The sequence below is a fragment of the Marinobacter vinifirmus genome, assembly GCF_002258215.1.
In the GTDB taxonomy this organism is placed as follows: domain Bacteria; phylum Pseudomonadota; class Gammaproteobacteria; order Pseudomonadales; family Oleiphilaceae; genus Marinobacter; species Marinobacter vinifirmus.
This window is the reverse complement of the sequence record NZ_NEFY01000016.1, coordinates 1-21687: the sequence shown is the minus strand read 5'-3', so window position 1 is coordinate 21687 and position 21687 is coordinate 1. Positions and strand designations below refer to the sequence as shown.

Annotated in this window: 18 protein-coding genes and 1 pseudogene; 8 read left to right on the top strand and 11 right to left on the bottom strand. The window is 52.3% G+C overall.

The genetic code is table 11. The features are described from left to right. Nucleotides 1-19: 19 nt before the first annotated feature. The 4 genes and pseudogenes from B9Q17_RS14795 to B9Q17_RS14780 form a co-directional block, all read right to left on the bottom strand. Nucleotides 20-683, bottom strand: a pseudogene (locus B9Q17_RS14795) (DUF2959 domain-containing protein). A gap of 340 nt (nt 684-1023) precedes the next feature. Beyond that, nucleotides 1024-1347 carry a hypothetical protein gene (locus B9Q17_RS14790; RefSeq protein ID WP_094625796.1) on the bottom strand — a complete coding sequence of 108 codons (324 nt, stop codon included), beginning with the start codon at nt 1345-1347 and terminating at the stop codon, nt 1024-1026. A 100-nt stretch (nt 1348-1447) separates the two neighbouring features. Next, nucleotides 1448-1888 (bottom strand): hypothetical protein, encoded by a 441-nt coding sequence (locus B9Q17_RS14785; protein ID WP_094625795.1) that lies wholly within the window; start codon nt 1886-1888, stop codon nt 1448-1450. A 22-nt stretch (nt 1889-1910) separates the two neighbouring features. Next, nucleotides 1911-5381 (bottom strand): class I SAM-dependent DNA methyltransferase, encoded by a 3471-nt coding sequence (locus tag B9Q17_RS14780; protein WP_167373033.1) that lies wholly within the window; start codon nt 5379-5381, stop codon nt 1911-1913. 202 nt (nt 5382-5583) lie between these two features. Between B9Q17_RS14780 and B9Q17_RS14775 the strand changes: the two genes are divergently transcribed. Both B9Q17_RS14775 and B9Q17_RS14770 read left to right on the top strand, forming a co-directional pair. Beyond that, nucleotides 5584-6747, top strand: coding sequence for a hypothetical protein (locus tag B9Q17_RS14775; RefSeq protein WP_094625794.1), 1164 nt, complete (start codon nt 5584-5586; stop codon nt 6745-6747). Between the two features lie 11 nt (nt 6748-6758). Then, a complete protein-coding gene (locus B9Q17_RS14770) occupies nt 6759-7148 on the top strand; it encodes a hypothetical protein (RefSeq protein WP_094625793.1) in 390 nt (129 codons plus the stop codon). 71 nt (nt 7149-7219) lie between these two features. On the opposite strand, the gene B9Q17_RS14765 is transcribed toward B9Q17_RS14770, so the two are convergent. The 7 genes from B9Q17_RS14765 to B9Q17_RS14730 form a co-directional block, all read right to left on the bottom strand. Then, the gene (locus B9Q17_RS14765) at nt 7220-8062 is read right to left on the bottom strand and encodes a hypothetical protein (RefSeq protein ID WP_094625792.1); all 843 of its coding nucleotides are present in this window, start codon (nt 8060-8062) and stop codon (nt 7220-7222) included. 12 nt (nt 8063-8074) lie between these two features. Further along, on the bottom strand, nt 8075-8293 hold the full coding sequence (locus B9Q17_RS14760; RefSeq protein ID WP_094625791.1) for a hypothetical protein: 219 nt from the start codon (nt 8291-8293) through the stop codon (nt 8075-8077). Between the two features lie 155 nt (nt 8294-8448). After that, nucleotides 8449-10035, bottom strand: coding sequence for a hypothetical protein (locus tag B9Q17_RS14755; protein ID WP_094625790.1), 1587 nt, complete (start codon nt 10033-10035; stop codon nt 8449-8451). 184 nt (nt 10036-10219) lie between these two features. Beyond that, a complete protein-coding gene (gene mobF / locus B9Q17_RS14750) occupies nt 10220-13321 on the bottom strand; it encodes a MobF family relaxase (protein WP_094625789.1) in 3102 nt (1033 codons plus the stop codon). After that, nucleotides 13318-15372 carry a type IV secretion system DNA-binding domain-containing protein gene (locus tag B9Q17_RS14745; protein ID WP_244177407.1) on the bottom strand — a complete coding sequence of 685 codons (2055 nt, stop codon included), beginning with the start codon at nt 15370-15372 and terminating at the stop codon, nt 13318-13320. The genes mobF and B9Q17_RS14745 overlap by 4 nt, the downstream gene beginning before the upstream one ends. Then, nucleotides 15314-15664: a hypothetical protein gene (locus B9Q17_RS14740; RefSeq protein WP_094625787.1), complete on the bottom strand. Its 351-nt coding sequence runs from the start codon at nt 15662-15664 to the stop codon at nt 15314-15316. The genes B9Q17_RS14745 and B9Q17_RS14740 overlap by 59 nt, the downstream gene beginning before the upstream one ends. 431 nt (nt 15665-16095) lie before the next feature. Beyond that, entirely contained in the window at nt 16096-16629 is a 534-nt protein-coding gene (locus B9Q17_RS14730) for a hypothetical protein (protein WP_094625785.1), read from the bottom strand. 241 nt (nt 16630-16870) lie between these two features. Here B9Q17_RS14730 and B9Q17_RS14725 point away from each other — a divergent pair, with 241 nt between their 5' ends. The 6 genes from B9Q17_RS14725 (at nt 16871) to B9Q17_RS14700 (ending at nt 21658) form a co-directional block, all read left to right on the top strand. After that, entirely contained in the window at nt 16871-17527 is a 657-nt protein-coding gene (locus B9Q17_RS14725) for a hypothetical protein (protein WP_094625784.1), read from the top strand. A gap of 697 nt (nt 17528-18224) precedes the next feature. Then, nucleotides 18225-18359 carry a hypothetical protein gene (locus B9Q17_RS18500; RefSeq protein WP_279627999.1) on the top strand — a complete coding sequence of 45 codons (135 nt, stop codon included), beginning with the start codon at nt 18225-18227 and terminating at the stop codon, nt 18357-18359. A 320-nt stretch (nt 18360-18679) separates the two neighbouring features. After that, nucleotides 18680-18919 (top strand): hypothetical protein, encoded by a 240-nt coding sequence (locus tag B9Q17_RS14715; protein WP_094625782.1) that lies wholly within the window; start codon nt 18680-18682, stop codon nt 18917-18919. Then, nucleotides 18916-19641, top strand: coding sequence for a helix-turn-helix domain-containing protein (locus tag B9Q17_RS14710; protein ID WP_094625781.1), 726 nt, complete (start codon nt 18916-18918; stop codon nt 19639-19641). Before B9Q17_RS14715 ends, B9Q17_RS14710 begins: the two co-directional genes overlap by 4 nt. Next, on the top strand, nt 19641-20303 hold the full coding sequence (locus B9Q17_RS18600; RefSeq protein ID WP_094625780.1) for a replication protein P: 663 nt from the start codon (nt 19641-19643) through the stop codon (nt 20301-20303). Before B9Q17_RS14710 ends, B9Q17_RS18600 begins: the two co-directional genes overlap by 1 nt. Nucleotides 20304-20404: 101 nt before the next feature. Continuing rightward, on the top strand, nt 20405-21658 hold the full coding sequence (locus B9Q17_RS14700; RefSeq protein WP_011783528.1) for an IS256 family transposase: 1254 nt from the start codon (nt 20405-20407) through the stop codon (nt 21656-21658). Nucleotides 21659-21687 lie beyond the last annotated feature (29 nt).

Here is a 21687-nt window from a genome sequence, read left to right as displayed (position 1 = left end):
TGCCACTTTTTCGCCGGGGTTATTGATCCCGAAAGCGGCGGATAAAGGCTTCGGATTCGGCGATAGAGGCTTCCATGTTGCGGATCAGGCTGTCGACATCACTGCGGATTTTACCCAGCTCCGTTTCCAGCGCACCGATGGCCTGGGCATTCAGGTTATGCTTGAGGTACAACACCTGGTCTTCAAACGCCTGAAGCACCGGATCCATGCGGGATTCCGCCTGGTGCATCCGGTTAATCAGCTGCCCGTACTGATTGCGGGTTTCCTGCAGTTGCTGCTCGCTGCTGCGGCGCAGGGATGCGCTTTCGTACAGGTCCAGTTCGTCTTCCCACTCGGCAAACAGGGCACCCGCCACATCCTCGACGCTGTCGATCCGGTCCCGGACTTTCTCGGCAGCATCTTCGCTGTCTTCATAGGCATCGCGGATTTCTTCGTACTTCGCCTTCAATTCAGTGTCGGGAATGGCCACCACACTCTGGAACCGTTCCAGCGACGAGCGGAAGGTTTCCTGGGCATCCATCTGTCTGGGCATCCCGGGCATTCTCGACCCGGTCGACCAGGATATCGCGCTTCTCGAACCCGAGCTTTTCCATGGTGTTGTAGTACACGGTGCTGCAGCCGGTCAGCACCAGCGCCGCGAACAGGGTGAATAAGCCAATGGTGTTCCGGGAGTTGTTTTTCATGGTTGTTCCTATTTTCCGATGCAGAATCTAAAAAGTCATTGATAAACAGTGATTTGCGAAACTTAGGAATCAAATAGGGATCAAAAAATGAAAATGATGCCTCGCGTAACCCACTGATTTAAAAGCTTTTAGGCTTAAAGACCAACGCATTATTCTGGCACGATCCTGCCTTAAATAGAACAAACTGAGACATACATTGGCGGAGTAAAAGGAAGGGATGCCAAGCCTCTCCTTGGCTGGTCACACCACTATGCAGGTGTCGCGTTCGCCTGACATATCCATGTCGGTCTGGATCAGTCGCGGAATCTTTGACTGCCCCCTCAAGACCGTAACACAACAATCAGTTTTTGCCACCACAGCTGCTCGAAGCCTCAGCTCTGTATAAGAGCTTGTTGATTTCTTGGTTGGCGGCTATTTCAGACGCATACTCCGGGGCAAATTCCGATAAAGATTCAAGTATGGCACTAAAATAAGTTCTCCGATTGTCCCAGCCTAACCAATCAAAAAGGCTTTTCAGCTGCTTTCGAGCTGCTCGATCCTCACCAATCACAGACAGATAGCAAGCGGTGGCGAACATGTTGCGGAATGGCATATCTGTTTGGTTTTGGGAGTGGTGTTCTATGATTTCCCTGAGCCTTACGAGCGATTGCCTGCGACTTGCCATGAACTTCTCCTTTGCTTAATTCGACATCTCGTTTGGTCACTTTACCAACCTATCCATGTTGTCACGTTCGTGACTCGACCACACAGAACCAAAACTTTGCTCAGGAAACCGAACGTACAACCGCAACCAGGCCACTGATAGCACCAATCAAACCGGTCAGTGCAGCTAACCACGTAAGCCAACCAGATCTCCTCTCTTGGACTTCATTCCTGATTGACTTTCGAACCTCATCGATACCTTTTCTAGTGAGCAAATAGCCTGGCACAACGTGCGATTTTTCCCAGGATGACTCATCTTCAAGCGACGGGAGCGGCAACATCAACCGCTCCGCTCTTTCTTGGAGATACCGCGTCCACAAATGGTGGATTTCAGCCTCATAGAGAGAGTCTTCCGGCCCATGATCAGCGTATATGCTGGCTATTTCGTCATTACTGACTCTGCGCTCCTTTGCCTCTCGCAATCGTTTTTGGAGGCTCTGAAAATTGTCGCGGCGAGCCTTCTGTAACGACCGAACTTTGATCAGGAGGATCAAGTGATTCATAACGCGCTCATGCCGAATGGCCCTAGACTATGTGCCAAGTCGCTTTCTCTGCATCAAACTCGGCTATGCCAACGGCAGCGAGTGACTGGAGACCTTCTTCAACTGACTTCTTGGGTTTTCGCTTGAATAACTCAGCCAGACTTTCAGTGGTATGAGACCGCTCGGCTAACGCCTCTCGAAGAACCCTTAGTTGATCAGGTATTGCCTTCGGGAAAGTGCCTTTACCTTTACTGGTGGACGCTTTCTTTTCCTCAACAGCGGTTTTCGGTGCAACATCCACCTCAGTCTGCACAGCGTCGGGTGCTTGATACTCCGGACGTAACCAGCGAACGATGCCCCGTGATTCTTCCTCGGCACGTTGTTTATTAAGCGCTACCAAACGCATTAGGAGCTCTTCTTCCGCCTCCAGCTGTTCCGCTGATTTTTGAGGTAATGGTGAGGTCGCCCCAGGAAGTCCGACCAATTTATCTGCTATGTCACCCCACCCATAAGCCTCGAATACCGCTCGATCCAAATCGTCGTGGAGCTCTCTTAGGACAGAAACCAAGCCTTGATGATGGGTAATCTTTTCTTTGTCTGTGAGTTCTTGGCCAGTACGGAGCTTTTCCAGCACGTTGTACATGCCAGTGAGGGTCAATGATGGATGTTCTTGTTGCTGCTGCTTTCGGTGATTATCGATAGATTCAGCTAAATGACCAGCGTCTTGCAACTCTTTGGCCGCGTTGTCGGGAAATGGGAAGGTCTCGAAGCATCTTGATTTTGCATAGACGGAATCGTTGCCGACCCCTAACCAACTTCCGGTCGCCATTGCCCAGCAAGAATGGATTCTGCTTGTTAGAACCCCAAGGTCTGAAGCTGAATCGAGGGCAAGGTTCACTAATTTATGGTCGGGTAAAATGTCCGAACTAAGGAAGCAAAATAAACGATGCTTCATTGTTTCAACTGTACTTATATAACGAGTTAGTCCCCTACTCATAAGGCGCCAGTTAACGCGCGCTTCACCAAATATCCACCAATTTTCTTTTAGCTTTTTTCGACGATTATTATCTCTTTCAGGCTTCACTCGCTCGGAAACCCATTGATAAATGGCTGGATATTGAGCGCGAATCTCTGGTGGCTCCATGCCAAATAAGTCGATCACCATCACTTCTCTTGGTTTCTGAGCCAAATCCCTCCCATTTCGATACTTTCTGATTACATTTTCAGTTTCTGGCTTGATCCCAAAGCCCAGACTCTGTGCTTGCTCTTCACTAACGATAAAACCTGAACCCGCAAGCATTACACCATTTGATGAAATGCCGGAATTTGCTTTCAATTTCTGGGATCCGGCTACATTAGCTCCAACGCTTAAATCTGAATAGATCTTCCCGTTCCTTGAGTTTAGGGAGACGGCTCTCGCATCGTCAGTATCTTTAACTTCCCTTAGAACCTTTTTTAGTATTCCTGATCGTTCACCAGCTGTAGCAACAGTCATAGCAATACGCACAGCTGCGCCATCATTAGCGTCAACCCAAGGATGGTCAGGTATGGCGAAAGCTAGCGAAACAGGGCTTTTAGTGTCGGATAGATGGGGCTCCATGACACGTCTGTTGAACGTTTGGCGCAGACTGTTCGTTGTTATAAATCCAAAACGTTTACACTCTCCGTTTCTAACTTGAGTTGCTGCGATGTGCCACCAATACATAACAAAATCTGTGGATTCTGGAAGCTCCTTCCAAACCTTTCGCAACGCATCTACGTAGCCGTTACCCAAAGCCCTACGCATAGCTTTATCACCAATAAATGGTGGGTTTCCTATTATGTACTCAGCCTTCGGCCACTTCGCTTTACGAGGATTGTGATAGCGGTACACCTTTGCCCTACCGGTTTCATCCGGAATCAGCTCACCAGTCGTTGGGCTGACCTTCATGCTGATGCCATCCCAGATAGTCACCGGCTCTCCGTTTTCATCCAACTTCGGTTCCCGGCTATCGTATTCAATCAGGGCGTCACGGCACTCAATATTCTTGAAGTCACGGAGGATAGGCTCAGGAAGATCCAGTCGGTCATTCAACCTGTAATGCCATTGAAGGTAACCAATCCATAGCACGAGCTCGGCAATCTGTGCAGCACGAGGATTTATTTCGAGACCGAGAAATTGGTGGGGATCCACCGTCAAACCCTCACTTTCCAAAACGCCCTGGCCTTGGGTTAGCTCTGAAATAAAACCCAGAACCTCTCCCTCCAGTCGTTTCATGTGTTCCAAAGCAACGTACAAGAAGTTGGCACTACCACAGGCTGGATCGAGTACACGGGTCTCACATAGTTGGTAGTGGAAAGCTCGGACTTCCTGCAAAGCCTTGTCAGCTTTGCCCTGACGCAACAAAGTTTCGGCGGCACCACGAACATCACCCCACTGTTCACGCAAGGGGTCAATCAACGTGGGCATTACGAGGCGTTCGACATAGGCTCGCGGAGTATAATGAGCACCAAGCTTATGGCGCTCACGGGGGTCTAGCGCCCGCTCCAACAACGTACCGAATATAGCGGGTTCAACAAAACGCCAGTCAGCTTTGGCTGCATCAATCAGCAACTGGATCTGCTGTACGTTGAGAGGAATAGGGTCGATATTTTTGAATAATCCACCATTGAAGCGCTTAACCGTTTGCATCAAGCGTTCACTATAGCCCCCGGCATTCATGGTTTCCCAAAGGACCTTAACTGCATGGGGGAAGGCTTCCGGGTTCCGATCTTTAATGTCGATCAGAAGATTCTGGAAGGATGCCTTGGGCAGTAACTCAACATCTTCAGCAAACATGGTGAAGAGACAGCGTTTTAGGAAACTGGCTACCCGCTCAACATCGTAGCCACTCTGTTCCAAAGACTTTGCCAGCTCGGCCAATTTTGTACTGACTTCTCGGGTAACCCTTGCAGCATGCTTGCTGGGATCCAGTTGATCAGGCGCTAACCATAGTTGCCTGAGACGGTGTTGGATCTCTGGCTTATACAAATCCTCCAAACGGATCTCATAATGCCGTGGATCAGGGAAAGGAACATAGTTTCCGCCGGTACGGGTGAACTCTGAATATGTGTAGATAGCATTGCCAACATCCACGATCACGATGAACGGCGGGCGACCATGTTCTACTTCTTCCTGCGGTAACCCTCGAATGTATCGTTCAGCCTGCGCTACCGCTGCATTAATGGCATTTTGCTGGCTCCGAGATGCCAACTCTTTACCGGTTTGCTTTCCTTCCAGTACAAAGCAGTCCCGACGATACAAGTCGATGTACCGGTTGTCGGTATTACCATCGACACGAGCCGATGAGATGAACCGTTCAAAGACGTAGGCGTTTTGGCTGGTATCGCCCTCGCCAGGATCTGGATGGGGTAAGTCCAGCAGAGTACACAGGTCGCGCATGAATGACTGAAAATTCGCGCGTTCACTACCGGTATTTCCATCCCAACGTTTGAGAAACTCAGCTACAGCGGAAGAATCTGCAATGGCTTCCAAGCTAACTACTCCTTAGTCCAGCATCTTTTTGGGCAATGTTACCTGTTTTCTGGCTATGTTTGTTGCTACTCGTAGCGTCTCGAAGTTTCACATGTGAAAGTTTTTGCTTGATCATGCGCCCAAATTGGGCAATTCCAGACCCCTCGGTTTTGTGACCTCTGCGAGAAAATATTGCTGAACGCACAAACCGAGGAGGTGTTCAGTGAAACCCAATATTCTCTCCAGAACGGTGTTGCTGGGAGTGGCGGCGCTGACTGTCAGCTCTCAGCTGTACGCGCAGGAAAGCGCGAACATCAGTGAGAAATCAGCCAGGGAAAACCGGTCGCAGCTTGAGCAGTCCATCAACGATGAGCGCAGCCGTGAAATTCAGCGCCAGAAGGGGCGTGAAGAACGGACTGGCGAAGAAACCCGCACGACAGAAACAGACTCTTACCGGGATTCCGCAGAAATTTCTGACCGAGATCAGAGGCAGGCAACAGACCGGATCTCCGTTAAAACCGCCCCCCTATCCCTGCTCAATGAAATTTTCGCCTACGTGGAAAGGGGCAAATCAGCTCAGGGGCCAACCGCATCCGCCATCAGAAGTTGTTCTCTCGTAACAAAGCCCGAAGCACCTCAATTTCCTTCTCTGGAGCCAAAACCGGTTGTAACCAGTGTTGAGGCCTGTATGGCGTGGAACAAAGAGAAAACTCTAGGCCAGTGTCAGGTGGAGCTGGAACAGGCCGCCTATAACTGGGCCACAACCGGGATGCCTACAACCATGAGAGTTGATTCCGGCAGAATGGTCGAGCCCGCCTCATGCTGGGCACTGTATGGGCTGGTAGCAGAGGCCACCATGGACACCCTCGCCTCTGGTCAGAGCATTCCGCTGGGGCAAGATGTGAAAATCGGCCTTGCCAGAGCAATGGCTTCCCACCTCGACCGATCAGATCTACCTGTAAAAGCACGAAAAATCGCAGAACAGCAACTCGGCCAGAGTTGCGTAGTCCCGACGAGTCGCGGTTACCGGTACGAGGGCAAATATGATTGGAGCTGCGGCGCTTTCAGCGTGGATCCGAAGACACTCACCGCATCAATTGGTGAGCTCACCGTCTACGGTCGTGGCAACTCCATTTTCGGCCAGACCTGGGATCTGGAAACCAGTCGCTCTCAGGACATACTGTATTCCAGCTCCCGTTCCTATACCGAGAGTTCCGAGCTATCTGCATCAGATGCCCGGTACGCCAGCATCGACAACCGAAAAACCCAATCCAAAAACCTCTCCATGCGAATTTCAGAGCGGCTCCAGACCGAACGAGCTGCAAACGTGACCAGTTCCGCCGAAACCGGCTTTTCAGTTTCTCAACCCGGCATGAAAGGTAATTAAAGGAGCGCACCATGAAATCATTTCTGTATGGCCTCGCCATTTCCGTACCAATGACCGCTGCTATCGTATTCTTCGCGCTTCAGGGGCGTCAGGATGTGGTAATCCAGCAAAAGGCACACGAGGTGCAGCAGCAGATCCAGTCAGAGGAGTTCCGCCGCGATTTCGCGGAGGCATGGAACGATTTTGACAACCCGCCTTCGTCCAGTGAGGAACGGGCTGAAAAGAAAGAGCGTTTTGAGGCCCGGCAGGAGGAACGGGATTCCCGGATTGCCCAGCTAAAACGTCAGCGTGAGCTGTTATCTCAGGATCTCGATGAATCATTCGAGCAGATGGATCAGGATCTCGATGATATGCGGGCGGCACTGAGGGAGAGCCAGGGTATTCCGCCCCGTGCAAACTGAAACGTTAAGTTCTTGCAGATAAAGAAAAAGCCCCTGCTTTGGGGCTTTTTCATGGCTGTTACTGTTATCGCTCAGAGAGCCATCCCTCTGTCCCGATCTTTTCCGGTGTTATGAGCTAGCGCCTCCTGTGGCGCTTTACCCAAGCTCTTTTCGCGCTGTTTTTCACGAGCGTGAGCCTCAGAAACGATTTTCTGGAACTTCGGACTTGGCTCATAGTGCATATGTTGTTTTTTCGCTTCGTTGGCCAACTTTTCATGAGTCTGAATGATCATTTGATCCGCTTTTTGGTGGTCGCCTGATCGCCAAACGTTGCGTGCTTGAGTGACCATCATCGACATAACCACATCTCGGCCCTGATTAGCCTCTCGGATATGGCTGTGAGCCAGCTGTTTCTCGGCGGCTTTACCGATTTTCGCGAGCTCACCTTTGATCTCTGAGACCAATTCTCCTTTGCGATCTTGTGTCTGCTCTTTTTCGGGGCCTTCAATGATTTTTTCTGCCAGTTTCGCTGCCATCCAGACGAGACCTACAGCGGCCTCAGTGAAAATATCGCTTTGCATGTACCCGCGCTGATGGTTGTCGAGCATGCTGCTAACCCAATTACCCTGTTCCGGTTTTTTGTAGCCAGCCTCCTCCAGTGACTCAACCATCTCGGCGGTTTTTTTGACAGCCTCCAGCTGTTCCCTTGCCAGATGCGGTGCCTCGGACATTTTCGAAAAATCGAAATCCGATTTAACCATCTCCTCACCGGACGGGCGCTGACCCTGATTTTCACGCTCTGTAATCCGCCCGGCATCCAGTGCCGCCTCCGCGCCCTTAACCAGCTCAGTAAAAAATTTCGCAGGATCAGCCTCTTTTGACTCTGCCAGCGAGCTCAGAATGCTCGCAATTTTCGCCTGTTCGTTCATTTCCATCTGACTATCCCCTCAATAACGATGAGTCACGGTAAGCACGCCATTCTTATATTCAGCGCTCACGAAATTGTCCGGATGAAAAACGTGCTCCAGCTGCCGCTGCATGGCCTGTAGATCACGCTCCTGCTGCTCCAGCTGCGCGATCACAGCGCCGATCTGTTCGCTGAGCCGAACGGTCGGCGGCTCGGGAACAGTTTTTTTCGGTGAGAAAAGTTTCTCTAAAAGCTTCATAAGACAGTCACCTTCTTTGCTTCAAGCTCATAGATAGCATTCCATAAGTCGAGAAAAATGCATGCCTGCGCTTTTTCCCTTTTTGGGTGCATTAGTAGGCGAGAGGAAACTTTCACATGTGAAAGAAAGGGGCCTGTCGGCCCCTGAGTGGAAAGTCAGTTTTTGTGGTGGCCACTGGCCAGACTGTTGCGAGGGTATAAAGAGGGGCAGGCTGTCAGGTCGGGTTCTGAGGGACTGGTTTCGCTATTTGCGCATATGTAGGCATCACGGCGGCCTGCGGCAACCATCAGGGACTCTCGCTCATCAAAAGCGGCGTTGAGGGCCTCCAGCGTGTCGCAGGCGGGGTACGTCCAAGTCATCAGATTGGAGTTTTTCGCAGCATAGGTCGTACAGGTCTCCCGTTCATGGACAGGCAGGTTGCTGTAACCGCTATCCCGCCGATGATCTCGCGCTCTAACGGAATGAATCTCACCGCGCTGCTGGGGGCCAGGATAGGTCCAGCTGGGAACCAAATAGCCGTTTTTTACAGGGGAATATTGCCGCAGGTAATCACGGATGAGGCGCGACTCCTCGGAGACCATCGAGGCGATTTTTTCCCAGTTGCCAGATCCCCAGCTCAGGCAGTGAAACCCTCGATCAGTGGATCGCTGCTCTGCCCCCAGAGCCATGGCAAGCGCGTCAATGGTGGCGCTGTTGGGTTCCGGGCTATCACTGGCCCCAAAATAGCTGCACATGCCGCCCAGATGCTGCACGAGCACACCCGGCGACCGTCCAACGTAGGCAGGTAGCGGCTGTTTCGGCGTCTGCCACTGGCCAGTATCAGATGCCTCCCATAGTGCCTGAGCAATGCCATTCAGAGTTCCAACCTGCGTTTCCATAGCCTGCTGAGCCATACGATAAGCCGAATTTGCGCCCACGCGATCAATCGCCGCTGCGTAGAGCGAATTCCGCACATCGAGAAAATGCGTATTCAGAACATAATGAACGTGCTCGACCGGTGTTCCGATGGAACAGTTTTCAGCCCACGACCGCAAAGCTCGCTGGCGATAGTGAGAGGTTTTCAGAAACTGCTCCGAATCCTCCCATTTCCATGGCTCCCGGCCCATCTCCGTCTCGATTCGGGCGTCCACATACTCATCCCAGGTCATGCGATTGCCGGTCTCAAGTTCCGTCCTTTTCCAACGCTGGAAAGCCAGACGCGGCATATTAGCGAAACTCACTTCCCGAATAACCTCAGCATCGGCGTAGTCCGAGTAATCTCGAACGCCAGACTCAGTGAAGCACGACACCGGAGCCATTTTCTCGCGAACCAAGCGCTCCTCAGCATCGGAAAAATCATTCCGGTGCAAAACGCCGGGGCTGGCGTTATTGCCGATCAGCCACTTTTTACGCCGCTGCTCATCCCGTTCCCGAATGCGCTCCCTGTATCGCTGATTCGATTCCAGGATCTCTGCCGTCCAGCCATTAAACTGTGCCCACTCTGAACCCAGCGCAGCTAACATCGTCGCGGCAGACCGCATAGCTGCTGAGGAGCCAAAATCCGATTCAATAAATCCAACGGAGCGCAGATTCGCCAGTCCTCCGGCTACATCAACCGCCTCACTGGTGGTTTCTGGCGCGGGATCCGTCATGCCGGTGAGGCCAGCTGCTTTTTCGACAGAGTCATTCAGTGCAGCGCATCCGCTGAAAAGCGACACGGTTACGGTAAGGGCAAGTGGTTTGAAAAGACTGGGATACTTCATGATCACCTCTCCTTATTTTGTTTCTACAGAGACATTCTTCCATGGGCCAGACAGAATCCCGGCCTCTCGTTTTGCCCGTTTTGGGTGCATTATCAAGATAGAAACTTTCACATGTGAAAGTTTTGATCGAGATTAAATGAAGGGAACTGTAATTACCGTAATTACGGTAATTACAGTGTGATGCTTACCGCGAAAGCGCCATGCCACCACGGTCTTGGTTTTGTCGGTGCGCGGCTTCCCGCTGGTTCTGCTGTTCTTGCTGCGGCTTGTCGCGGCCCCATAGCTTGTCCATCAGGTGATCCAGCGGTGCGAGCGGCTGGAAGCGACTTTCTTTCGCCGCCTGTTTCTGTCCAGTGCGCTGCTCAACCGCTTTCACTAACCCTTCACGGGAGTCTGTGTAGAGGTAAACGCCATTCTTTGCCCGCGAAAGCTGGACATAGAACTGCTCAGTATTCAGCAGAGCCTTTCTGTTAGTCTCAGCGTGTACAAATACGTTCTCGGCTGTTTTACCTTGGGCGGCGTTAACTGTCATTGCATATCCATGATCCCAATGAGAGTTTTTCAATTGTGACATATCAAATTTTTCAACCTTTCCATTTGCTAGCGTGAATGTAACAATCCCGCCTTCAATATTTTTAACAATCGCAGTTTCACTGTTAAACCGACATGTCGCGTGATCATTGTCACGCCAAACTACTTGTTCGCCAACGGCTAACTCACTCTCCGTCAGACCGAATATCTGGACATTGCTGGCAGAATAACGCTCTGGAGTGAAGCGAATTATGGTTGCCTCCTCATCCGAACCGTGTAGCTTCAACAGGACACTCTGATCCTCACGGCCAACGACCTCGTAGTACGCTCCTTGCTTGATGCCATCTCGCTTATAGTTGCGAGAAAACCTGACAATCTGGCCATCCTGGTAAGTCCCGATAAGCCGCCGCTCGGCTTCAGTTGAATCAACAGAAGATAACCGCTGAACCCGAATTTCATCGCCAAGGGTGCCTTCTTCCTTCAAAGCGCTGCGAATAAGCTCATTGGTACGGCTCCTACCTTCACGGCTGGGCTCTAGGATGGTGCTTTTGGCTCGCTCTTCTGGCGCGAGAGCCATGTAGTCCTTCACAAGCTCTTCCCTGCGCAATTCGCCGCTTTGTTCATGGTCGATTTCTCCGTTTACTTTGTGGGCAACCATCTCCTTGATCACACTACCGCTTTCTTGGATTCGGTCGAGTGCCTGTTTCGCCTTCTTCATCAAAGAGAGATAAACCGCATCCCTAGTTCCTCGGTTAGTCTGCCTAACGATTTCTTCTAGATGGTAGGTTTCCATCCCGTGGTTCTGTAGCTGCCGAAACGCTGCGCCAGCCTCAACCGAGGCGAGCTGCCGGACATCACCAGTCAGAATGACGCGAGCGCCTACTTGGCCAGCCCGCTGTAGCAGGTCGCGCATCAACTTGGTGCCCACCATACTGGCCTCATCAACGATCCATAGCTGCGGTTTTTTTTGCAGGCTTTTGGTAAGTCCTTCGCGCTCTCCCTGCAACTCTGTTCGTTCGTAACGGAGTTCGTCGAGTCGCTTTTGGTACAGCGGAGAGTCCTCCGGGATCTGTAGTCCGGTTTGGAGATCGACTGTGGGATTCGCCAGCTGCTGCTCAATCCTTTCCAGACGCCGATCAATTTTGTCGATCTGAGCCTGGCTCTTTTTCTCCTGCACCCACTCGTTTCTATTCTGAGCGAGGAAGGACTGGATAGTGTTGGCCTGTATGCCCGCCCCTTCAGCCAGGCTTTGAGCCGCAGAGTTGGTTGGAGTGAGCCCCCTCACCTCATAGCCCAGACGTTCCGCCGTCTCGGAAACTGTCCGGAGCACCGAGTTGGTTTTTGCTGTACCGGCCAGCCCCTGAATACCCACGATTCGATTCTCAGAGGTCAGAATCCCTGCGGTTGCTCGTTTCTGATCTGCGTTCCAGCTGTATCCCTGTTCAGCAGCCTGTTGCTCTGCTTTTGCCACCGCGTTTTGCGCCGCCTCAGCATCACACAGAGCGTTGCTTTTATTACGGCCTACATACTCTTCCTTGAGCATTTCATCCTCGATACCAATTGCCGTTTTCGAGGTGTAACCGGGAACGTCCACCTCCTGCTTGCTCACCTTGTCGTAAACCCGAACGCTTTTTTCAATGAGCTGCCCCTCTCGGGCTGCCGCATCAATAGCATTCTGGATGTCGGTGAGAACCGCCCGCGCTCCAGCGTAGCGGCTGGCCTCTTTGAGTAGATCATGGCGAGCCCATGAGGTGTCACGCTCTCCCAGATGCTCTGCCGCCCACATAACCGCTTGGTTGGCTACCTGTATCCTGGCCAGTAATGCCTCTGAACGCTGCTCATGAGTTGCTGTGTGACGCTGGGATTGCTGAACGAAATCCTGAAGTTCGGAAAGCTTTTCGTGCCCTATTTCGTTGTGCCAACGATCCAACAGCTCTCCACGCTCTGCCGCAACTTTGCGGTCACGAGTATCCAGTGTGGCAGTTTCTTTTTCCGCAGCCGTCGCGGTATCACGGTTTTTTCCGCGAGCCTCCAGCGCATCGCCTATCGCCTCAGAGCGTTTGGAAAACTCCCTGATTACATCCTTATCCAGTCCAGAGATCTCCCATGTGCCATCTCGTCCATGGTCAAGCCGATACCCCAAACTTTGCACCTCTTCTGCCAGGAACTGCCGGTAGACCAATCCGAGGTGTTTCTGGTCGATGAAAATCGGCTTGTTTTCGGTCGATCTCCATTCACCATCTGCCCGCTGAGTCAGATTCATGACAACGGCGTGGGTGTGTAGCTGGGGATCCAGAGCACGGCTGGTGGTATGTTTGAAGGTCGCAGCTACCATTGAACCGGTTTTTTCATATTCAACGGTATCCGTCGCCCGGCAACGGTTACGTGTGACGATGTACTCCTGTTCTATGTGGGCGAGAACCGATTGAACAGCTCGGTCATGGGCAGTGAGAAGCCGTTGGTCACCGGCAACCTCCGCGAGAATGGAAACACTTTTGGGAGCGGAGAAAGTCAGGTCGGTTCCGGGTTGATGTTTCCACTCGCCATCTCGAACCGTTCCAACTCTCTCTCCAGTGGGAAGCTGGCCTTCAAGCAAGGACTTGAAGCTTTCGCGGTCAACATCGCCGGTTAACCCGAGCGTTTCAGCACCACTGCCTACCCATGCAGACGGCGATAAGCCGTCTACATAGTAATCATCCTGCTCAAAATAGTGGCCAGCCGCACCGGCGCTTTTAATAGACGAGGCCGACATCATGATTTTTTCCCTCCCAGCAGATCGAACAGATAGTCATCGTTACCCGCAGATTCCAGCACCGAATCAGAACCGGATTGTTCGGTCTCGGATTCCTGATCAACGGGTTGATTGTTGTCATTGTCCCCATTGGGCTGAGTAGCGGACTCCTCTGAATCAACGTCCAGTGAGCCCGGATCGTCAGTAGCTATTTCCATATCTGCCGGAACCGCTGCGGCTCGTGCCAGCCTCAGCAGGCGCATACCAACGCTGTCATCCTCGTTGCCCTGCACAAAGCCTTCAGAAATCTTCGGTAGCCGTAGGAAGGGCACATCAAGTTTTGCCTTTGATTCAACTCCCCATAGTTTGGCGTAGCAGGTGAGATCCGGCAGATCCATGATCTCGCTGGGCAGAACGATTTTTCGGTTCTGGCGTTTACTGCTGACTCGAACGCCATCGCGGATGTCGTCAGCGGAATAGTTCAGATCCTCGTCAATCTCCTCTCGCTCAGCCTCGCCCAGCGTTTTGGATACCCACTCGGCAGTGTCAGAATTGTTCAGACGGAAATGCAACTGCGTAGAGCAAAGACCGAGGATCGTTTTGGAAACGTTTTTCCCGAACTCCTCCTCCAGCTGGTTAATCTCCTGAATCCCGAGAACGACCGCCGCACCAAAACCACGCCCTTCAGCCATCAGCATGGATAGAGCCGGAATTTTTTTCAGGCTCGGGAGCTCATCCACAATCAGCCAGAGAATCCGGTCGTTATTCACACCACGAGTCATGAGACCCTTGGCCGCAGACTGGATCCACGTGGAAATCAGCGGTTTCTGTATCTCGATCTCGGATTCTCTGACAGGCAGGAACAGCCAGGAATCATCAGCATCGGTTTCGTCACCCTGAGCGATCCAATCCCGGATGGAAAAATAACCACGATCCTCGCCTTGTTTAAGCAGCCTTAGCGGTCGGATTCCATCAACAATGGTGGAGCGAATGCTCTCCAATGTCCTCTCGTTTTCCTCGTTGAAATACACAGCAGCCGGGGTGCCAGCAACAAGCTCTCTGAGCAGTTCAGCGTCATTCCATGCGGTCGCCTGCAACAGTGTCATTACCGATTGCGGGCCATCCAGATAGAGAGTCTGCAAAGCCGCAGAGACCACGTTTCTGGCGGCATTCACGAAAAATTTGTCATTACCTCCGCCATTACTGTTGTTCTCAGGGAACAGTGTTTCTGCAATCCAGTCGGCGTCGAACGGTGAAGCCATTTCGGCCCATGGGTTCCACTGGTGGGAGCGCTCATCCGAGGGATTCAGAATGTGGTCTACTTTGTCCCGATAGAACATTTCAACGAACTCGCCTTTTTTGTCGTACACAACTGCTCGATCTCCACGGGCGCGAATTGCTTTCAGCAGGTGAATCAGCGCAGTGGATTTACCGGCACCGGTCGTACCACTGATAAGTGTGTGTTTTTTGGCAAAGCCTGCGGGCAAGGGCAGATCACCAATAGCGAGATCTGATGCACCGTGCTTATCAATGACCTCCCGTTTCAATTCATCCTGGCTAACAATTTTTGCACCACGGATATATTTATCGGACTTAATATCTTTTCCTCGCTTTATGGCTTTATACCCGAGATAAAAACCTACCGGGATATATGCCAAAAAGGACGCACCAAAATAAAAGCCCAGTTTCCCAACGAACTGTCCTGCGGCCTCTTTAAAGAAGGCCTCGCCAGTCACAAAAGTTGAAGGGACGGTTTTAGCCTCAACAGGAACACACGATCCAATCCCTACAGAGGAGAATGGCGCAACTAATGATTTAAGTTTTGCCCAGTAATATGTGTAGGCGTTAGAAAAAGCACATTCATCAGTAACTATCCATGAATAAATTGAAGCTACCAAAAGGCTGATAATTATTCCAAATAGGATTATCCATGCCGCACTAAAGAAAAACATTTGACTACCGTGGAGCCAGGTATCGGATCCACGAATAAAATCACCAATTCGACCTTTTCTTATTTCAGGCATTTTCATCACCTCCTGAAAAATGTTGGCGTAAAGCATTTGTTCGTTCAGCAATCACCTGTTTTGCTTCAATCATTTCCTGCTCAGAGCAAGTTTTTTTAAGCAGGTAATCAACCGTGGCCATGTTTATTGAGAGCAGATTTATCAGCTGCTCATAGATATGCCTCTGATCCCTCCGAATCTCTCTGGCCTCATTCAAAACCGAGTCATCATTTAGGGCCTGCTCAATAAGACTAACTGCCGTTTTACTGATGGTTTGCCCAGACTCCTGAGCCAAATCTTTCAGCAGCACATGAACAGCTCGGCTGGGATAGATCTGGATCCTGTACGCCTTACTGACTCCCATTAGTGTCCCTCCTGAGCTTTACGGCTTCGTTCATGACTCCCTTCTGACTCCGCAGCCAGAGGCTTGCAGGGAGTCCCCTCAGACGGCGCAACAGCGCCGGATGAGACAGCCCACTCGCGGTGAGTGGGGTGTGGAGAAAAATCAGGTCGAAGACCTGGTTTTTCGATTCCCCTCTGGGGCCCCCGAGCCGCTAGGCTCGGGGTGAAGTCGATCAGACGCAGGTATTGTTCAGCCAGCTTTTTGATTGCATATTCCCGGCGTTTTTCACCGAGAATTGCCAGCCTATGAACAATAACGCTGATACATTCTTCTGGTGTTAACGAATCAGCGGCCTCTTCCAGTATCCGCAAATAGGCGCTACCGCAACATTGGAAACATGTGTGAGGGCTGTCTAGCGAGTAAACATTTCTTTTTGCCATGATTCCACCTCGTTATTTCAATACTGTGCGCATTTCCTCTGCCATATCGCGCACAGAGAAATAGCGACAATCAAATAAGTCGGTTGATGCCAGCTCCCACTCTAGTTCTTCTGTTACATTATCTGGGGTTGCACTGTCGCCATAAAAAAGACCACAGCGACTCGGAAGGTTTCGCTGATCCAAAAACAGATAAAAATTGTCAGATCCGGTCCTATACATGTAATTTTCGAGATCCATCTCAAAAGAAGTGCATCGCTCCTGAACTTTATGCTCGTTATTAATTGCGTCAGCAGTATCTATAATGTTTTCAAAGTCAATAATTGAATCGGATCCTATTTTGTAAGTGGCCGAGCAAATTGTTTTCCCGCCAATGCGCTGTTCTTCGAATGTATATTCAGCGGTTTCTGTGGATTTATATCCGGAGTGGGGCTGATCACCATGAATCGAGTGGATGTAGTCTGTCACGGTAGAACATCCCGCCATTACAGTGGTCATGCCCAGAGCCACGACGATTTTTGAGAGTTGTTTGGTCGGAACAGGTTTCATGTCGCTTCTCCTATGGTTGTTGCTTGATGCAGGAGAAATGATTTCACACGCCCCAGAAAACGCTGGCCTCTGGAATTGCCCGTTTTGGGCGCATAACAAAATGTTAATTTAAAAGGTCGTTGCTACTATTGAAAATAGGCCATTATGTCCTACAATAAGATTTAGAAGTGTGCTTCTGACACCAAGTTCTCGGACAGCCGAGGGAGCGTAGCCAACGTGCTCAAGTGTTTAGGAGAAAGAGATGATGAAAGAGCTGAAAATTGTTAAACGAGGGCGGAAGTATTTCACCTGCGAGGTTCCAGGCCGCAGTTATAGGGTGAAGCTGATCATTAATGACAGGTCAACAAATTTGCAGGAAGGCTTCACAGGGGCGTTTTTCTGCGTGGATCACTCCATAGAATCACGGCATGGCACCACTGTAATTTTAGAGCCATTGATCATTCGCGATGATCGCGCCCAAATTCTAAGTTTTCTCGAAAAACGCAAGTGGCTGGGGTATGCGCTTGATGACGCCAAACAGGGACTGAGCTCAACAAACGCGATTCGGAAAGTCCTGCAGGAAGTGGACGTAGTTGAAGATCCGGAATTAGAGGAAGACCTGTCGCTGCTCAAACGACGACTAGAGGAGAATAAGCGAAAACGCGAAGAGGCATTTCGCATTGTGCGAATCAGTCCTGATGCTGAGGTGGAGTTAAACAAGGAATACGCAACTCCTAGCACTCCCAGCTACAGCGTAAAAGTTCGTGCGATTCATCCGGAGGTGCTGGTGGGCTCGTGTGGGGAAAAGTTCCGGCTCGTATCACTAGAAATTATTCAAGAAATCAAGGAATTGGAAGGATTAAATATACCTGAACTCACTGGATGCATAGACCATTTGCCTCGTTTAAGCCTCACGTGAGTAGGATAAGTGAGGAGCCCTTCGGGGCTCCGGGAGAAGCGAATGACAAAAGAAGAGGAACAGCTGCGACCGGAAACTCTCCGGTCGTTCCCGCACTGGGAACCGCCTACGGCAGAGGAAATTCGTCTCGTAGTCCGATTAGCAGCGAGAGCACGAGGGAAGCGGAAATTGACTCACGTGGAGCTTGCCAGTCTGTGCGGCGCATCATCTACCGGCTCAGGCTCAGGTAAGGGTTCTCGCACTGTGAGACGGTGGATTGGTGGCGAGTCCCGGATCCCCTACGCCGCGTGGGCAATTCTGTGTGCTGAGGCGGGGTTGGGATTTATCTGGCGCGGAGAGAGCCCCGAAACAGGCGGTTTGGAGGAAACCGATGAAAATGGTCACAAATAAAGTCCCATAAAAGCCCTTTACGGGACTGTTGGCATGTTGATCCGTGGAGGAGCAAGCAGCTAAGCCCAGCACGGTCTCATAAAAGTCTTTTACGAGACCTGCTCGTGTAGTCGCCTACCGTCATCTGCAAACCGGGTCTCGAAAAAGTCCTTTTCGAGACCCTCGCCCCAACCTGCTCTTTCCGCCCATTTTGGGCAATTCCAGAGGGAGGGCTCAGGATCAGGCTAGGGTAAAATCTGATTGTGAGGCGTTGACAAATAGGCCTTTACGGCCTATTATAAAACTGTGATCAGATGAGGATGTTTCCATGACCGCACATATTGAGATTAAGTTGCTGGGAGCAGTCGCCGCCCTCGCCGCTCTGGAGTTGGTAGGGCTGGATGTGCTTGCATTCGTCAGCAAGCTCGCCGGAGCCGTGTTGGTATCTGGTTTCGCCGGTTGACCTCCGGCGCATAAAAAGTAGGTAGCTGGCCTCTGAAAAGAAACAGCATTCAAACTATTGAAAAATAGGCTTTTTAGCCCCCCTTCCAGCACTGCTGGATGTGAATAGTACGGAAAGCGGGTTTTTCCGCCGCGAGTCCAGGCAGCCGCGCCAGCGGCCAGCGTGGGCGGGTAAACCGCGAGCGTTGCTCGTCGGTTCCTTTATGCGTCTCGCCACTAACCCCCGGATCGGCACAACCGGGGCCGAGTGCTGTCTGTCCCCCAGACAGCCGCGAGCGCAGTGCCTCAACTATCAGTTTGTTTTTGTTGAGGTTTTTTATTATGCGTTTTAATCAACGTAATCCCCATCATCAGCGCGTCAATAACGTTGTTTCGTCGGAACTTTTCCAGCTCATGCTGGATATCACCTACGCCTACGGCAGCTACGGCTACCGCTCCTACTGCGTCGCCGCCCTCATGCGCGAGGGTCGCATCAACATTCGTGAGCGAGCTGAGCAGATCGTAGACCGCGAGCTCGCTCGTCGTGAGCCCCGCCAGTGGTCAGTGGGGGGTGCGGCATGAGCGTTATTCGTCGAGCTCAGGGGCAGGAGTTCACCGTCCTGCCAAACCGCACTATCCGCGATCCACGCCTCTCCCTCGATGCTCTGGGGCTGCTAGTGAAACTGATTTCACGTCCGCCCAACTGGGAGGTTCGCCCATATCAGCTGCAACAGGAGTGCGCGATTGGACGAGATAAACTGCGCCGCCTGCTCGCTGAACTGGAAAGTTCTGGCTATCTGGTACGAATCAAATCGAGACGGTCTGATGGCACATGGGACTGGGTGTCCGAGGTGTATCAGGAGACCCAAACCCGGACGGGCAACACCACAGACGGAAATCCAGGGCATGGTGCAACCATGGACGTGTTTTCCGTCGATGGATCAGCCGTCGATGGTTCACCCGTCGCCGGTAAACCCGGCGATATAAAAAATACAGATCCAGAAAAAATAGATTCAAAAAAACAGAGAGAGTTTACCCGCCGCGATCTGGTCGTGACTGATGAGATGCGGACATGGGCGGTGGAAAACGCCCCGCTCGTCGACCTCCAGTGGGAAACCCAGGTTTTTCAGACACATCCTCGTGGCGTGGATCAGCGGTATCGCTCACAGGAGGCCCTACAGGCCGCATGGCGCACATGGGTGATTCGTGGGCAGCAGTTCGCTGAGCGTGACCGCACTCCCCATAAAACCGTCTCACCCGTGGATACGCTATCTGACACGAGCTGGGCCGAGGGAGGTTGGTGATGCAACATATCAGCGACGTCGTTTCACAGGCGGTGGGGGCCAATCGGCCTCCCCGCACACCTAACCAGCCGGATCCGGAGCAGTTCCGGGCAGCGGCGGGAGTCATCAACCGGCTTTTTGCTGATCTACAGGCATTGTTCCCCGCGTGGCGGCAGTCCTATCCGGGTCAGGCAGATCTAGCCGCCGCTAAGCGGAGCTGGACACGAGCCCTGGTGGAATCTGGGGTAACGACTGAAGAGCAGCTCCAGTGGGGCCTGCGTCGAGCTCGGCGCTCCAATAGTCCGTTCTGGCCTAGCGTGGGTCAATTCATCCAGTGGTGCCAGCCAGACCCGGAGTCGCTCGGCCTCCCCTCCCCCGAGGACGCATACCGCGAGGCCTGTGCTATGGCCCACCCAGCCGCTGATCACAGCAGGTGGAGTCATCCAGCCGTGAGAGTGGCGGCGAGAGAAATCAGCAGCCATGATCTATGTACGCTCCCCGCCACTGAGACAAGGCGCTTGTTTATCAGAGCCTACGAAATCGCCGTGAGGCGTGTGGCTGATGGAGAGGATCTATCGGCTGAAATTCCGCGAGGCCTGCCGGAGCAGCCAGCGCCGCGCCCTGCGGATCCTGAGACCGCTCGACGGCACCTAAACCGGATGCGCCAGCTGCTGCGGGCATGAGAGTTATGGTGATTTCTGGTGTATGGAAGCAGGCTGAAAGGATGGCGTATCCTGTTGGTTGATCACCACCAAGATCACAACCAACAGAGGATGGATACGCCATGTCCAAGTCTAACCTGCATGCTCTTTCACAACCAGAGGCGACCACGAACGATCCCTTGCACGATCTGATCCGACAGGGTGCCCGTGACCTGATTGCGCGGGCTGTCGAGTCTGAGCTTCAGGGGCTACTGGATCAGTATGCCGATGTATTGACACCCGATGGTCGCAAGGCGGTAGTCCGAAACGGTCATTTACCAAAGCGAACCATTCAGACAGGCGTTGGAGATGTTGACGTTCAGGTGCCCAAGGTCCGGGACCGCAGCGGCTCCGGCATTCGCTTCAACAGTCAGCTCCTGCCACCGTATTTGAAGCGGGCCCAGAGTCTGGATGAACTCATCCCCTGGCTCTACCTGCGCGGTGTCTCCTCTGGCAATTTTCAGGAGGCCCTGAGTGCCTTGGTCGGCGAGCAGGCCAAGGGCCTGTCCGCCAACACGGTGTCACGGCTCAAGGCACGGTGGCTGAAGGAGCACGAGGATTGGCGTCGCCGTGACCTGGGCCAGAAGCGCTACGTCTACTGGTGGGCAGACGGTGTCTACAGCAATGTTCGTCTGGATGATCGACTTTGCCTGCTGGTGATTATCGGGGTCACAGAGCATGGCCACAAGGAGCTGGTCGCGGTGGAAGATGGCCACCGCGAGTCCGAAGCCAGCTGGCGAGAGCTGCTCACCGGCTTGCGTGAACGTGGCCTGGACAATGCGCCCAAGCTGGCCGTAGGCGACGGGGCTTTGGGCTTCTGGAAAGCGCTGAGCAAGGTGTTTCCGGATACCCGGCACCAGAGGTGCTGGGTTCACAAGACTGCCAACGTGCTGGACAAGCTGCCCAAGTCCGTACAGCCGAAGGTGAAGTCAGACCTGCATGAGATCTATCTGGCGGAGACCCGTGATGGCGCTCACAAAGCCTTTGACAGCACGTTAAGGCGATTCCGGGACAAGTACCCGAAGGCCATGGAAAACCTCGAAAAAGACCGGGATGAACTGCTGGCCTTTTACGATTTCCCGGCAGCGCACTGGATTCACTTGAGGACCACGAATCCCATTGAGTCCACCTTCGCCACAGTCAGGCTGAGGACCAAGCGAAGCCGGTCCTGTGGCAACCGCGACACTACGTTATCGATGGTATTTAAATTGCTCCAATCCGCCCAGAAACGCTGGAAGCGGATCAAGGGGTTTAACCAACTGAAGCTGGTCGTGAATAACGTTCAGTTTCGGGATGGAGAACGGGTGGATGATCAATCCGGCAGAGACGCCGCCTGATGCTCATACACCAGATTTGACAATAACTC